The following is a 12,814-nucleotide window of genomic DNA, read 5'->3' as shown; positions in this document are numbered from 1 at the left end:
CGAACGCCGGCTGAGCAAATGCCTGCGCTCCGCGGTGGACCTATTCGCCTAACGATCTGATAATGAAGAGAAAAATTGTGGCGAAAGAAGCCTTTTGGCGGATTTCAAGCACCCGATTCACGGCATGGCCGGAACATCTTTGTGATTGGAAACCGCCGCACTGCCAACCCACCTCGGGGTAGTCCGAGCGACGCGAAACCCCCCCAAGGCACGCCACGAGACGGACAACAACACTGAAATATGAAAATACTGGAGTACCTGAAATGACCAAGATTGCTCTTACCGCTGCCGCCATTCTCATTGCCACAGGCAGCGCCTTTGCCGGCAGCGACCACTATGGTTCGGGCGGCGTCAACCAGCCGGCAGCGCCTGTTGGCAATACGCCTGTTGGAAATGTCGACAACACGTTCACAGGTTCGATCCGCAAGCTGCTTCCGACGGAGCACAACGCCCTCAATACCAATGCGACGCCCGAGTCCGGCACGGATCAGTCCGTCGTGCCTCAATCAGGCCGGGGCAATTGGGGCCGCTAAGTCCTCAAGCTCCGGAAGTCAAAGAGCGGCGGGCTTGGCCCGCCGTTCTTGCTTTCGCCTATCAAGAAGTCTCAGACCAGGCGCCGCCCCTTTCGGGGCCATGCGCTAGCGCAGATCCTTCGGCCAAACGCAGTGCGTCAGCCGCGCTTCACCGAGGCTTAGCCGTGCCCAGTCGCCGTCGAAAGCGAAGCGGGCAAGGGCCGCTGTCGGGAATTTTTCTTCAAGCTTTTCGAGTGCCGCGGCATCCGACTCGACGCCGGCAAGCCGGCGCGCGAAATCCTCCAGACCGGGATTATGGCCGATCACCAAAAGGCTGCTTGTTGCTGCATTTGCCTGCCGTACCTTGGCGAGAACGTCTGCCGCGCTGGCCTCGTAGAGCGCCTGAACAAATTTGGCCGGCGTTTTCGCCGGCAGTTCCGCCGAGACCAGCCGCCATGTGTCGCGGGCGCGCAGCGCCGGCGATACCAGCGCCAGATCGGGCAGCCAGCCCTGGCTGGTCAGTTCGCGCCCGACCAGCGGGGCGGCCTTCAGCCCGCGCCCGGAAAGCGGCCGGTCGAAGTCGATAAGGTCAAGATCGTCCCAACTCGACTTGGCATGACGCAGAAGAAGGAGTTGCTTCGTTCTCGTCATGCCAGCCTTGTCCTGCTCAGGGCGTGATGCGCGCCAGATGCTCGAGATCGGTCTCCTCGCGCAGCGGATCGGGCGCCATGATCACGGAGGTGCTGTTGTCGGCATCGTCGGCGAAGTGGGCAAGCACGGTGCGCCCGCCTTCCATCCGCGCTTTGCCTTCGGCGACCAGCCCGAGCGCCAGCGGATAAAGTCGGTGCTCGGCCTTCAGCACGCGCGCGGCGAGCGTATCCTCATTATCGCCGACCATCACCGGCACGGCAGCCTGGGCGATGATCGGGCCGTCATCCATATCGAGCGTGACGAAATGCACCGTGCAGCCATGGATGCGGATGCCCGCGCGGATAGCTCGCGCATGCGTATCCAGCCCCTTGAAGGCCGGCAACAGGGCAGGGTGGATGTTGATCATCCGTCCCAGCCATTTCTCGACGAAGCGCGCGCCGAGGATGCGCATGTAACCGGCCAGCGCCACGATCTCGGCGCCGAACGAGACAAGTGCCGCGTCGATCGCCCCGTCATGCGCTTCCTTGCTGGTATAGTCGGCTCGCGAAATCACCTTGGTGGCGATGCCGCGCGCCGCGGCGATACCGAGACCGGCGGCATTGGCCCGGTCAGAAATGACGCCGACGATCTCGGCCGGATAGTCCGGGTTGCTGGCCGCGGCGATCAGCGCCGTCATGTTGGAGCCGCGTCCCGAAATCAGCACCACGGTGCGTTTGCGCATGCTCATAGGCCGATCGAGCCCCGATAGATCACGCCGGCGTCGCGGCGCGGCACGATGCGGCCGATCGGCGTCACGCTCTCACCGGCCTCCTGCAGGACGGCCGCGACCTGTGCCGCCTGGCCGGAGGCGACGGCGAGGATCATGCCGACACCGCAGTTGAAGGTCCGCATCATCTCTTCGGGCGCCACGCCGCCGGTCTTCGCCAGCCACGAGAATACCGCCGGCACCTCGATGGCGTCGAGGTCGAGCTCAGCCGAAAAATCCTTCGGCAGGACGCGCGGGATGTTTTCAGGAAAGCCGCCGCCGGTGATGTGGGCCAGCGCCTTGATGCCATGCGTGTTACGGATCGCTTTGAGGATCGACTTGACGTAGATGCGGGTCGGTTCGAGCAGCGCCTCGGCCAGCGTGGCTTCATCGTTGAAGGGCGCTGGATCGGTCCACGCAAGGCCGCTGGTGGCGACGATGCGGCGGACCAGCGAAAAGCCATTTGAATGCACGCCCGATGAGGCCAGCCCCAACAGCACGTCGCCCTCGACGATGTCGTCGGTCGGCAGCAGCTGGCCGCGTTCGGCCGCGCCCACGGCAAAGCCGGCAAGGTCGTAGTCGTTGCCGTGATACATGCCGGGCATTTCCGCCGTCTCGCCGCCGATCAGCGCGCATCCGGCCTGCCGGCAGCCCTCGGCGATGCCGCCGACGATCACCGCACCCTGGTCGGGGTCGAGCTTGCCGGTGGCGAAATAGTCGAGGAAGAACAATGGCTCGGCGCCCTGCACGACGATGTCGTTGACGCACATGGCGACGAGGTCGATGCCGATCGTGTCGTGCTTGCCGGCATCGATGGCGATCTTCAGCTTGGTACCGACGCCGTCATTGGCGGCGACCAGCACCGGGTCGGTGAAGCCGGCGGCCTTGAGGTCGAACAGGCCGCCAAAGCCGCCGATCTCGCCATCGGCGCCCGGCCGGCGCGTCTCGCGCACCAGCGGCTTGATCTTCTCGACCATGAGGTTGCCGGCATCGATGTCGACACCCGCCTCGGCATAGGTGAGCCCGTTCTTGCGCTTGCTCATCACTCTTTCCTGCTTACCGGGGCTCTTCGCATGAACGGCTGCGCCTCGCAAGGATAACGGCTGGCTGAGGCACTTTCGGCATCACAAAAGAGTGGACAGAGGCTTCAGGCAAGATCTCCAGCATTGGCGATTGGCGAAGGCCTTGAAGACAGCCAATCTCTTCCCACGAGCGGAGATTGGCAGCTTCTGCGTCGCTCTCACTTGCCGTAGCCTCTCATCTCCATCATGTATCATCAAAACAGAAGCGACGGGATATGCGTTGACCATCCCCAACATGATCACGATCATGCGTTTCGTGCTGGTGCCGGGCGTGGTGCTGGCCATGCTGCAGGCGCGCTGGGACTGGGCTTTCGCCGGCTTCCTGATCGCCGGCATTTCCGACGGCGTCGACGGCTTCATCGCCCGCCACTTCAACCAGTTTTCGCAGCTTGGCGCCTATCTCGATCCGATGGCCGACAAATTGCTGCTGGTGTCGGTGTTCGTGGTGCTGGGCTTCATCGGTGAATTGCCGCTGTGGCTGGTCATCACCATGGTGTCGCGCGATGCGCTGATCGTCTGCGCCGTCGTTTTGTCCACCGTCATGGCCCACCCGGTCGAGATGAAGCCGCTGTTCGTGTCGAAAGCCAACACCGCCATCCAGATCGGGCTGGCGGCGGTGGTGCTGGGCGAGCTGGCCCTCGCCATCGACCTCGACCCGCTCAGGCCGGTGCTCATATTGCTGTCCGGGGTCTTGACCGTGGCTTCGGCCGCGGCCTATCTCGTGGCTTGGCTAAGGCATATGAGCGGCTATGGCGAAGGCTCCAAACCGGGCACCTGACCAGGACATCGACGCGGCAGCCGAGGCTGCCGCTGCCGATGCTGCCGCGTCTGGCGTGTTTCGCCGCCAAATCCGCTTCTGGCTGATCAGCGCCGTCATCCTCGCGATCTTCCTCTATGTCTTCAGCGGAATCCTGCTGCCGTTCGTCGCCGGCATGGTGCTCGCCTACTTCCTCGACCCGGTCGCCGACCGGCTGCAGCGGCTCGGCCTGTCCAGGCTGATGGCGACGATTGTCATCCTGTTTGCCTTCATCGTCGTTCTGGTGCTGGCCTTCGTCATCCTCATTCCGGTGCTGGCTTCGCAGATGGCCGATTTCGCCAGCAAGCTGCCGGAATACCTGACCCGGTTGCAGAGTCTGATCACCAGCTTCGATCCGAGATGGCTGGAAGAGCAATTCGGCGTCGACGCCAATGGCCTGCGCGAAGGGTTGAACTCGCTGCTGACCTCCGGCTTCGGCCTTCTGACTACGGTGTTCACTTCGATCTGGAGCTCCGGCGTGGCGCTGGTGTCGGTGGTCAGCCTGTTCGTCGTCACGCCCGTCGTCGCCTTCTACATGCTGCTCGACTGGGACCGCATGGTGGCGATCGTCGACAGCTGGGTGCCGCGCGACTATGTCCAGACCGTCAGGGCAATCGCCAACGACATCAACACCGCCACCGCCGGCTTTGTGCGCGGCCAGGGCACGCTGTGCCTGGTGCTGGGCGCCATGTACGCCACCGGGTTGACGCTGACCGGCCTGAATTTCGGCATCCTCATCGGCCTGTTCGCCGGGCTGATCTCCTTCATCCCCTATGTCGGTTCGCTGACCGGGCTGGTGCTGGCCGTCGGCGTTGCCTTCGTTCAGTTCTGGCCGGACTGGACCATGGTCGCGGCGGTGGCCGGCGTGTTCTTCGTCGGCCAGTTCATCGAGGGCAACATCCTGCAGCCGAGGCTGGTGGGAAAAAGCGTCGGCCTGCATCCGGTGTGGCTGATGTTTTCGCTGTTTGCCTTCGGCGCGCTGTTCGGCTTCGTCGGCTTGCTGATCGCCGTGCCGGCCTCGGCCGCCGTTGCCGTTCTGGTGCGCTTTGCCATCGCCCGTTATCTGGAATCGCCGCTCTACAAGGGCCACAGCACCGAACCTGTCCCGCCGCTGCCGGCGCGTCGCCGCGGGAGCGGTGGGCCGCGCAGTTGAGCCAGATGCCGGACAACAAGATCGACCCGCCGCGCCAGTTGCCGCTCGATCTCGGCCACGGCACCGGCTATTCGCGCGACGAGCTCGTCGTCTCCGGCACCAACAGCCAGGCGGTGGCGCTGGTCGATCGCTGGCCGGACTGGCCGTCGCCGGTGATCGTGCTCGCCGGTCCGGCGGGCTCTGGAAAAACCCACCTGGCGTCGATCTGGCGCGCCCGCGCCGGCGCAGTGGCAGTCGACGCTAAGCGCATCGGCGACTGCATGGCGAGCCTCGGCGCGCGGCCGGCGCTGATCGATGATGTCGATGCCGGTCCGGTCGATGAAGAGGGGCTGTTCCATCTGATCAACGCATTGCGCGGGGCCGGCTCGACCTTGCTCTTGACCGCGCGGCGCTTTCCGTCCGCCTGGGGCGTCACGCTTCCGGACCTCGCTTCGCGGCTGAAGACGGCGGCGACGGTCGAGATCCACGAGCCCGACGATCTCTTGCTGGCCGGTGTCATCACCAAACTGTTCGCCGACCGCCAGGTTGAGGTCGAGCCGCATGTCGTGCAATATCTGGTGCGCCGCATCGAACGCTCGCTGGCAACCGCGATGCGGGTGGTCGAGCGGCTCGATCGCACGGCACTGGAGCGCAAGACGCCGATCACGAGGGCGCTGGCCGCCGAAACCGTCAGCGCCATGGATGAGGGGCAGGGCGAGTTCGAGATCTGATACGACAGGCTCAGGCGGCGTCCCATTTCGGGAAATCAGTGCTGGCATCCATGTTGCAAGGTCAGCCTTGCCGGCTAACCCCGGTCCTGATGCGTATCAAATCAGGTTGTAGGCTCGCCGGGAGATGAGGCGGTTGGGGTTCTCTTCCCGGCGAGCTTGCCTTCGATGACGGGTCGCCAGTCCGCGCCCACGGACAATCGCAATCCCGCTCCGCCTTTTTCCGTTGTAATGGACCATTGAATGGTCTGTTTTCATTGCAAATATGGATCAGAGGATGGTCCATAGAGGAGGCGCGATGCAGGTATCCGTTACAGACGCCAAGGGGCAACTGACCGAATTGGTGCGTCGTGCCTAGGCAGGTGACGAGATCATTCTGACCCGCCACGGTCATGCGGCCGTGCGCCTGATTCCGGTCAAGGCAGTGCCAGACAGGAAAAGCCGTCGGGCATTGCTGGAGGCGATGCGCGCATCCGGCGCCGCCAGGGCTAAGGTCGGGCCATCTGCCGCGCGAAGCCAGGATTTTCTCTACGGCGATGATGGCCTGCCTGAATGATCGTGGTCGATACCTCGGCACTGATGGCGATCGTTCTTGACAAGCCGGAGGCTGATGTCTGCATCGCGGCGCTCGAGGCCGAAGACGACATTCTGATTTCCGCCGGCACCGTGGCCGAAGCGCTGATCGTCGCGGCGCGGCGCAATGTCGGCGAAGAACTGTCCGGCCTGATCGACGGGCTTGGTTTCGAAATTGCGGCAGTGACGCCGGCCTCTGCGCGTCGCATCGCCGACGCCTACGCAAAATGGGGTAAGTGCATTCACCCGGCTGCGCTCAATTTCGGTGACTGCTTCGCCTATGAGGTGGCCAGGGAACATGCCTGCCGCCTGCTTTATGTCGGCGACGATTTTTCGAGGACCGATATCGAAAGCGCTCTCTAAGGAAACAAGCAGACGATAGGCGCGACCTATTTGCCACCCATTCGTTTCGTCCGGCCGTCCCGGTCGAGACTCGTCACACCGCAACCGCCACGTTCAGCTCCCACCGTCCGGCGGCGCGGCGCGTTCCACGCCAAAACGCCTGCGGTAATCGCCCGGCACCAGGCCGGTTATCCTGGCGAACACTTTGCGGAAGGAGCCGGGATCGTCATAGCCGACATCCCAGGCGATCTGGTCGATGGAGCGGGTCGTCGCTTCCAACATCTCACGCGCCTTGCCGACGCGCAGGTGCTGGCAATACTCGGTCGGCTTGAGGCCGGTGGCGTTGCGAAAGCGGCGCAAAAAAGTCCGCTCCTCCAAGGCCGCATGCTCCGCCATGGTGGCAAGCGTCACATCGCGCGCGCCTCTCGCCTGGAGCCAGTGCTGCACCTTGAGGATGGCTTCGTCGCCATGGCTCAGTCTGGGAGCAAAGGGGCTATAGAAGCGTTGCTCGCGCCCCGGCGGGTCCACCAGCATGAAGCGGGCGGTCTCTATCATCACGGTCGGCCCGAGCACCCGGTTGACGAGCTTCAGGCCGAGATCGGTCCAGGCCATATAGCCGCCGGCGGTGATGATGTCGCCATCGTCGATGACCAGCTTGTCGGCATCCAGTGCGATGTCGGGAAAGCGCATCGCCAGCGCGTCGCGATAGGCCCAATGCGTGGTCGCAATACGACCCGACAGCAGGCCGGTCTCGGCCAGCACAAAGGCGCCGGCGCAGACCGATCCGAGCGTCGCACCTGCCGCATGGCGGGCCCTGAGCCAGTCGGCATAGGGTGCGGCCGCCTCGCGCGGGATCGGATCACCCAGGGTCGGAGGCAAGATGACCATGGCAGGTCCATGGCCGGGGCCTGGCTCGCTGTCGAAGCTGCGGATGACGGTTTGGCTCGCCTCTTGCCACTGCCAATGTGTGACACGAAGCCTCAGCGTATCCGGAGACCGTTCGGCAGCCAGCCGGTTGGCCAGCTGGAAGAGATCGGTGAGACCCAACACTGCCGCTTCCTGAACACCCGGATACACCACAAGCCCGATTTCGACCGGATCACGCGCCGCAATCATCTGTCAGTTTTGCCTTGTTCAATGTCTGTTTTGCCAATCCTCACCATGTCTCCGTTGCGATAGCTTTGTCCACAGAAGGAACGAACCTTCCCCCAACCAATTCAGCCACCTGCATCAAGGAGTAAGACGATGAGCACATTCACCACCAAGGACGGCACCGAGATCTTCTACAAGGATTGGGGCGCAGGCCAGCCAATCGTGTTCCATCACGGCTGGCCGCTCAGCGCCGATGACTGGGACAACCAGATGCTGTTCTTCCTCGACAAGGGCTATCGCGTGATCGCGCATGACCGGCGCGGGCACGGTCGCTCGACACAGACGGCGACCGGTAACGAGATGGACACCTATGCCGCCGATGTCGCGGCTCTGGTCGCTCACCTTGATCTCAGGAACGCCGTTCATATCGGCCACTCGACCGGCGGCGGCGAGGTGGCGCGTTACGTTGCCCACTACGGTGGCGAGGGGCGCGTCGCCAAAGCGGTGCTGATCGGCGCGGTGCCGCCGATCATGCTCAAGACCGACAGCAACCCCGGCGGCCTGTCGATCGAGGTCTTCGACGGCTTCCGTGCCGCTTTGGTCGCCAACCGCGCGCAGTTCTACAGGGATGTGCCGGCCGGCCCGTTCTACGGCTTCAATCGCGAGGGCGCCAAGGTCTCGCAAGGGGCTGTCGACAATTGGTGGCGCCAGGGCATGATGGGCGGAGCCAAGGCCCATTACGACTGCATCGAGGCTTTTTCCGAGACCGACTTTACGGAGGACCTGAAGAAGCTCGACGTGCCTGTCCTGATCATGCACGGCGACGACGACCAGATCGTGCCGATTGCCGACTCCGCTCTGCTTGCAACTAAGCTCGTGAAGCACGGCACGCTCAAGGTCTACAAGGGCCTTCCGCATGGCATGTGCACCACCCACCCGGAGATCATAAATCCGGATCTCCTGGCGTTCATCCAAGGCTGACGCTTCGCAGCTTCAGGCGGGCATGCGCGGAAAGCCGGGCTGCCCGTCGGTCGCGGAGTGCTTCGTCCGTCGCAGAAGCTGTCCGGCGCAGCTGCGCCGGCAGCAAAGGCTGCTGCTTATCGCGGTGAATGGATGGTCGGAGTGGAGAGATTCGAACTCCCGACCCTCTGGTCCCAAACCAGATGCGCTACCAGGCTGCGCTACACTCCGAGTCCTTGCGGGCTATAGGGTTCCGGGCTTGACTGCGCAACCCCTTAAAAGACGAAAACGGAACAAACGGCAGGCGGGGGCCGAGAGCGGGCCAGGAAATGCAGCCAGCAGAGTCCAGCGCAGCGGTTTCGCAGCGCTGCCTCCGGGCCCAGGTTGCTATCCGGTCAGACCTTCACCAAGGCTGCTGTCGCATACATGAGGCGACGCCGGCCGCCAGTGCTGCAAAACGCTCCTCGCTGATGTCGAAGCGGGCGACGTCAGGGTGGGGCTCGACAATGTTGCCGGCCGACATCGACATGCATCACCGAGGCGTCAAGGGTTAGCGCCTTCATCACCGGCACCGCCTTCAGCTCCGACCAGGCCGGCGTCTCCAGATAGAAGGCGCGGCCTCCCCAGCCGAAGACGATGTAGCGGACCTCAGCCATGTCGACCGAAATGCCGTCATCAACCAGGAAATGGAAGCGCTTGCGCACATCGTCACCGACCGGGTTGGCGATATCGGTGTGGATCGGATTTTTCAGCACCAGGATGCGCCTGGTGGCGACGGGATCGGCGGCGGCCGCCGGCAAGAGCGGCCGTGGAATGAACGTGCCCAGAACCACGGCAAGCACGATTGCCACCACCAGAATGGCGAGAAAACGCCCAAGCTTTTTCATGGGGACAGCTTTTTCATGAGGAACTGCCTTGCAACCGAGGCGCGATTGCCGGGGCTAACAGCTCAGACGCAAAAGAGCGCGGCCGGGTTTCGGTCGGGCTCTTTTGATTGCTTGAGCGCGATCAGTGCAGGATCTGCGACAGGAACAGTTTTGTGCGCTCGTGGCGCGGATTGTCGAAGAACTCGGCCGGCGTGTTCTGCTCGACGATCTGGCCCTGATCCATGAAGATCACCCGGTTGGCGACCTTGCGGGCAAACCCCATCTCGTGGGTGACGCAGAGCATGGTCATGCCCTCCTCGGCGAGGCCAACCATCGTTTCCAGCACTTCCTTGATCATTTCCGGATCGAGCGCCGAGGTCGGCTCGTCAAACAGCATGATGCGCGGGTTCATGCATAACGAGCGGGCGATGGCGACGCGCTGCTGCTGGCCGCCGGAAAGCTGGCCGGGATATTTGTTGGCCTGTTCCGGGATCTTGACGCGCGTGAGGAAGTGCATGGCGATTTCCTCGGCCTGCCTCTTCGGCGTCTTGCGTACCCAGATCGGCGCCAGCGTGCAGTTTTCCAGGATGGTCAAATGCGGGAACAGGTTGAAGTGCTGGAATACCATGCCGACCTCGCGGCGCACCTCGTCGATCTTCTTGAGGTCGTTGGTCAATTCTTTGCCGTCGACGATGATCTTGCCCTTCTGGTGCTCTTCCAGGCGGTTGATGCAGCGGATCATCGTCGATTTGCCGGAGCCCGAAGGGCCGCAAATGACGATGCGCTCGCCGCGCATCACCTTCAGGTTGATGTCCTTCAGCACATGGAATTCGCCGTACCATTTGTGCATGGCGATGATGTCGATGGCGACATCGGTGGTGGAAACCTGCATCTTGGCGGCATTGACCTTGATCTCTTCCGCGCTGACTGCATTTTCTATGGCCATGGAAGGTTCCCTTTTTTGTTCTTAGCGTTTGTAACTGGTGTCGAGCCGGCGTTCCGTGAACATCGAATAACGCGACATGCCGAAACAGAACAGCCAGAAGACGAAGGCAGCGAACACCAGGCCGGACCTGGCCGTCTGCGGCGTCGCCCAGTTGGCGTCGGAGAAGTTCTGCTTGACCACACCCAGCAGGTCGAACATCGAGATGATCGAGACCAGGCTGGTGTCCTTGAACATGCCGATGAAGGTGTTGACGATACCGGGAATGACCAGCTTCAGCGCCTGCGGCAGCACGATCAGGCCCATCTTCTGCCAGTAGCCGAGGCCGAGCGAATCCGCGCCCTCATACTGGCCCTTGGGGATCGCCTGCAGGCCGCCGCGCACCACTTCGGCCATATAGGCAGCGGCAAACAGCGAGACACCGATCAGTGCGCGCAGGAACTTGTCGAAGGTGACGCCGGCCGGCAGGAACAGCGGCAGCATTACGCTGGCCATGAACAGGACGGTGATCAGCGGGATGCCGCGCACCGTCTCGATGAAGATGACGCACAGCATCTTGACGATCGGCATCTTCGATCGCCGGCCCAGCGCCAGTACGATGCCGAGCGGCAGCGACACGGCAATGCCGACGAAGGACAGGGTGAGCGTCACCAGCAGCCCGCCCCATAGGGAGGTTTCGACATGCGGCAGGCCGAACACGCCACCAACCAGCAGGATGAAGGCAAAGATCGGCAGAGCCCCGAAGAACAAAATGGCGTTCAGCCCCTTGCGCGGCACCTTCGGGATGAGCAGCGGCACCAGAAGTGCCACGAACAGGATGGCGACCAGGATCGGCCGCCAGCGCTCATCGATCGGATAGCGGCCGAACATGAACTGGCCGAACTTGGCGTTGACGAAGGCCCAACAGGCGCCGGACCAGCCGTCCGGCTGGATACCGCCCTGCGCCACCGTGGCGCAGAAGGTGCGGTCCGTGCCGGTCCATTGGGCGTTGATGAACGCCCAGCTGATCAGTTGCGGCAGGATCATCGCGACCAGCACGATGCCGATGATTGTCAGGATCGTGTCGCCGGCCGAAGCGACCAGGTTCTTGCGTATCCAGGCGCCCAGGCCGCGCTCGCTTGGCGGTGCCGACTGTGCCAGCGCCATTTCGACGCGGACGAAGGAAAGGTCGTGCTCCTGCATGTCCCTACCTCTCCACCAGCGCCATTCTGGCGTTGACCACGTTCATGATCGCCGACGTCAACAGACTGAGCGCGAGATAGACCACCATCATGATCAGCACGCACTCGATCGCCTGGCCGGTCTGGTTCAGCACCGTGCCGGTCGTCGCCGTCAGGTCCGGGTAGCCGATGGCGATGGCGAGCGACGAGTTCTTGGTCAGGTTCAGATATTGGCTGGTCAGCGGCGGAATGACGATGCGCATGGCTTGCGGAATGACGACAAGCCGCAGGATCGATCCCGGCCGCAGCCCGAGCGCACCGGCTGCCTCGGTCTGCCCCTTACTGACGCCCATGATGCCAGCCCGCACGATTTCGGCGATGAAGGCCGCCGTATAGAAGGACAGCGCCAGGTAGAGCGACAGGAACTCCGGTTTGACCTGAAAGCCGCCAGTCAGGTTGAAGGTCGATTGCTTTGGATAATCGAAGCTCAGCGGGAAGCCGCTCAGCGCGTAGGCCAGCAACGGCAAGCCGATGATCAAAGCCGCCGAGGTCCAGAACACAGGGAACTGCTGGCCGGTCGCCATCTGCCTCTGACGCGCCTTGCGGGCGACGAACCACGCCATGGCAATTCCGAGAAGCAGGGCCACCAGGATAAGCCAGGAGCCTTCGCCCCAGACGGGGCGCAAAAAGTAGAAGCCGCGCTGGTTGAGAAATGAGCCGAATGGCAGGTTGATGCTTTCGCGTGGCGGCGGCAGCACCGAAAGCACGCCTGAATACCAGAAGAAGATGACCAGAAGCGGCGGGATGTTGCGGAAGACCTCGACATAGACCGTGCAGATCTTGCGGATCAGCCAGTTGTGCGAAAGCCGGCCGACGCCGAGGATGAAGCCGATGAGCGTGGCGGTGATGATGCCGGCGACGGCAACGATGAGCGTGTTGATGAAGCCGACCAGAATGGCGCGGCCGTAGGTCGAATCCGACGAATAGGCGATGGCGCTGTCACTGATGTCGAAGCCGGCGCGCCCCCTGAGAAAGCCGAAGCCTGATGCAATGCGCAGGCGCGTCAGATTGTCGATGGTGTTTTGGACGATCCACCAGACCAACGCCACCAGCACGATGACGACCACCGCCTGGAAGAATATGCCGCGGACCTTCGGATCGTTGATAAAGGAGCCGCGGCTTGGCTCCTCGCGAAGAATTTCCTGCGATGCCATTCGACCATCCCCTGGAAA

14 protein-coding genes, 1 tRNA gene and 1 pseudogene are annotated in these 12,814 nt (G+C 63.0%); 7 read left to right on the top strand and 9 right to left on the bottom strand.

The window, feature by feature from the left end; genetic code table 11:
* Positions 1 to 263: 263 nt before the first annotated feature.
* Positions 264 to 533, top strand: coding sequence for a DUF680 domain-containing protein (locus NKH36_RS13155; protein ID WP_352962486.1), 270 nt, complete (start codon positions 264 to 266; stop codon positions 531 to 533).
* Between the two features lie 105 nt (positions 534 to 638).
* Here NKH36_RS13155 and NKH36_RS13150 read toward each other — a convergent pair whose 3' ends face one another.
* From NKH36_RS13150 to purM, 3 genes are read right to left on the bottom strand one after another with little or no spacing between them, the layout of a single operon-like run.
* Entirely contained in the window at positions 639 to 1,163 is a 525-nt protein-coding gene (locus NKH36_RS13150; RefSeq protein WP_352962483.1) for a SixA phosphatase family protein, read from the bottom strand.
* A 16-nt stretch (positions 1,164 to 1,179) separates the two neighbouring features.
* Positions 1,180 to 1,890 (bottom strand): phosphoribosylglycinamide formyltransferase, encoded by a 711-nt coding sequence (gene purN, locus NKH36_RS13145; RefSeq protein WP_352962480.1) that lies wholly within the window; start codon positions 1,888 to 1,890, stop codon positions 1,180 to 1,182.
* The gene (gene purM / locus NKH36_RS13140; protein ID WP_352962477.1) at positions 1,887 to 2,951 is read right to left on the bottom strand and encodes a phosphoribosylformylglycinamidine cyclo-ligase; all 1,065 of its coding nucleotides are present in this window, start codon (positions 2,949 to 2,951) and stop codon (positions 1,887 to 1,889) included. Before purM ends, purN begins: the two co-directional genes overlap by 4 nt.
* A gap of 259 nt (positions 2,952 to 3,210) precedes the next feature.
* On the opposite strand from purM, the gene NKH36_RS13135 reads away from it, so the two are divergent.
* From NKH36_RS13135 to NKH36_RS13115, 5 genes and pseudogenes are all read left to right on the top strand, one after another.
* On the top strand, positions 3,211 to 3,768 hold the full coding sequence (locus NKH36_RS13135) for a CDP-alcohol phosphatidyltransferase family protein (protein WP_065009012.1): 558 nt from the start codon (positions 3,211 to 3,213) through the stop codon (positions 3,766 to 3,768).
* Positions 3,740 to 4,939, top strand: a complete 1,200-nt coding sequence (locus NKH36_RS13130; protein WP_352962474.1) for an AI-2E family transporter — start codon at positions 3,740 to 3,742, stop codon at positions 4,937 to 4,939. Before NKH36_RS13135 ends, NKH36_RS13130 begins: the two co-directional genes overlap by 29 nt.
* Before the next feature lie 5 nt (positions 4,940 to 4,944).
* The gene (gene hdaA, locus NKH36_RS13125) at positions 4,945 to 5,649 is read left to right on the top strand and encodes a DnaA regulatory inactivator HdaA (RefSeq protein ID WP_352962646.1); all 705 of its coding nucleotides are present in this window, start codon (positions 4,945 to 4,947) and stop codon (positions 5,647 to 5,649) included.
* A gap of 295 nt (positions 5,650 to 5,944) precedes the next feature.
* Positions 5,945 to 6,202, top strand: a pseudogene (locus NKH36_RS13120) (type II toxin-antitoxin system Phd/YefM family antitoxin).
* Positions 6,199 to 6,582: a type II toxin-antitoxin system VapC family toxin gene (locus NKH36_RS13115; protein WP_352962471.1), complete on the top strand. Its 384-nt coding sequence runs from the start codon at positions 6,199 to 6,201 to the stop codon at positions 6,580 to 6,582. The pseudogene NKH36_RS13120 and the gene NKH36_RS13115 overlap by 4 nt, the downstream one beginning before the upstream one ends.
* Before the next feature lie 93 nt (positions 6,583 to 6,675).
* Here NKH36_RS13115 and NKH36_RS13110 read toward each other — a convergent pair whose 3' ends face one another.
* A complete protein-coding gene (locus NKH36_RS13110) occupies positions 6,676 to 7,677 on the bottom strand; it encodes a GlxA family transcriptional regulator (protein ID WP_352962468.1) in 1,002 nt (333 codons plus the stop codon).
* A gap of 129 nt (positions 7,678 to 7,806) precedes the next feature.
* Between NKH36_RS13110 and NKH36_RS13105 the strand changes: the two genes are divergently transcribed.
* Complete coding sequence (locus tag NKH36_RS13105) at positions 7,807 to 8,634, top strand: alpha/beta fold hydrolase (protein ID WP_352962465.1); 828 nt, start codon at positions 7,807 to 7,809, stop codon at positions 8,632 to 8,634.
* 133 nt (positions 8,635 to 8,767) lie between these two features.
* Here the strand turns inward: NKH36_RS13105 and NKH36_RS13100 are convergent.
* The 5 genes from NKH36_RS13100 to NKH36_RS13080 all read right to left on the bottom strand — a co-directional run bounded on the left by NKH36_RS13100 (position 8,768) and on the right by NKH36_RS13080 (position 12,796).
* Positions 8,768 to 8,844 (bottom strand) — tRNA-Pro (locus tag NKH36_RS13100).
* Positions 8,845 to 9,101: 257 nt separating this feature from the next.
* Complete coding sequence (locus tag NKH36_RS13095) at positions 9,102 to 9,500, bottom strand: DUF2459 domain-containing protein (RefSeq protein ID WP_502912031.1); 399 nt, start codon at positions 9,498 to 9,500, stop codon at positions 9,102 to 9,104.
* Between the two features lie 121 nt (positions 9,501 to 9,621).
* Entirely contained in the window at positions 9,622 to 10,425 is an 804-nt protein-coding gene (locus NKH36_RS13090) for an amino acid ABC transporter ATP-binding protein (protein WP_352962462.1), read from the bottom strand.
* A gap of 21 nt (positions 10,426 to 10,446) precedes the next feature.
* Positions 10,447 to 11,604 (bottom strand): amino acid ABC transporter permease, encoded by a 1,158-nt coding sequence (locus NKH36_RS13085; protein ID WP_352962459.1) that lies wholly within the window; start codon positions 11,602 to 11,604, stop codon positions 10,447 to 10,449.
* Positions 11,605 to 11,608: 4 nt separating this feature from the next.
* Positions 11,609 to 12,796: an amino acid ABC transporter permease gene (locus NKH36_RS13080; protein ID WP_352962457.1), complete on the bottom strand. Its 1,188-nt coding sequence runs from the start codon at positions 12,794 to 12,796 to the stop codon at positions 11,609 to 11,611.
* Positions 12,797 to 12,814: the final 18 nt, after the last annotated feature.

Origin of the sequence: Mesorhizobium sp. M1312, assembly GCF_040318115.1 — a bacterium.
Classification (GTDB): domain Bacteria; phylum Pseudomonadota; class Alphaproteobacteria; order Rhizobiales; family Rhizobiaceae; genus Mesorhizobium.
Note: the sequence above shows the minus strand (reverse complement) of the source record. Positions and strands in the feature narration are given on the sequence as shown.

Coding starts and splice junctions, on each gene's coding strand:
- NKH36_RS13095 (WP_502912031.1), bottom strand. CDS start 9,500: ATGAAAAAGCTTGGGCGTTTTCTCGCCATTCTGGTGGTGGCAATCGTG.
- NKH36_RS13150 (WP_352962483.1), bottom strand. CDS start 1,163: ATGACGAGAACGAAGCAACTCCTTCTTCTGCGTCATGCCAAGTCGAGT.
- hdaA (WP_352962646.1), top strand. CDS start 4,945: ATGCCGGACAACAAGATCGACCCGCCGCGCCAGTTGCCGCTCGATCTC.
- NKH36_RS13115 (WP_352962471.1), top strand. CDS start 6,199: ATGATCGTGGTCGATACCTCGGCACTGATGGCGATCGTTCTTGACAAG.
- NKH36_RS13110 (WP_352962468.1), bottom strand. CDS start 7,677: ATGATTGCGGCGCGTGATCCGGTCGAAATCGGGCTTGTGGTGTATCCG.
- NKH36_RS13155 (WP_352962486.1), top strand. CDS start 264: ATGACCAAGATTGCTCTTACCGCTGCCGCCATTCTCATTGCCACAGGC.
- NKH36_RS13080 (WP_352962457.1), bottom strand. CDS start 12,796: ATGGCATCGCAGGAAATTCTTCGCGAGGAGCCAAGCCGCGGCTCCTTT.
- purM (WP_352962477.1), bottom strand. CDS start 2,951: ATGAGCAAGCGCAAGAACGGGCTCACCTATGCCGAGGCGGGTGTCGAC.
- NKH36_RS13085 (WP_352962459.1), bottom strand. CDS start 11,604: ATGCAGGAGCACGACCTTTCCTTCGTCCGCGTCGAAATGGCGCTGGCA.
- NKH36_RS13090 (WP_352962462.1), bottom strand. CDS start 10,425: ATGGCCATAGAAAATGCAGTCAGCGCGGAAGAGATCAAGGTCAATGCC.
- purN (WP_352962480.1), bottom strand. CDS start 1,890: ATGAGCATGCGCAAACGCACCGTGGTGCTGATTTCGGGACGCGGCTCC.
- NKH36_RS13105 (WP_352962465.1), top strand. CDS start 7,807: ATGAGCACATTCACCACCAAGGACGGCACCGAGATCTTCTACAAGGAT.
- NKH36_RS13130 (WP_352962474.1), top strand. CDS start 3,740: ATGGCGAAGGCTCCAAACCGGGCACCTGACCAGGACATCGACGCGGCA.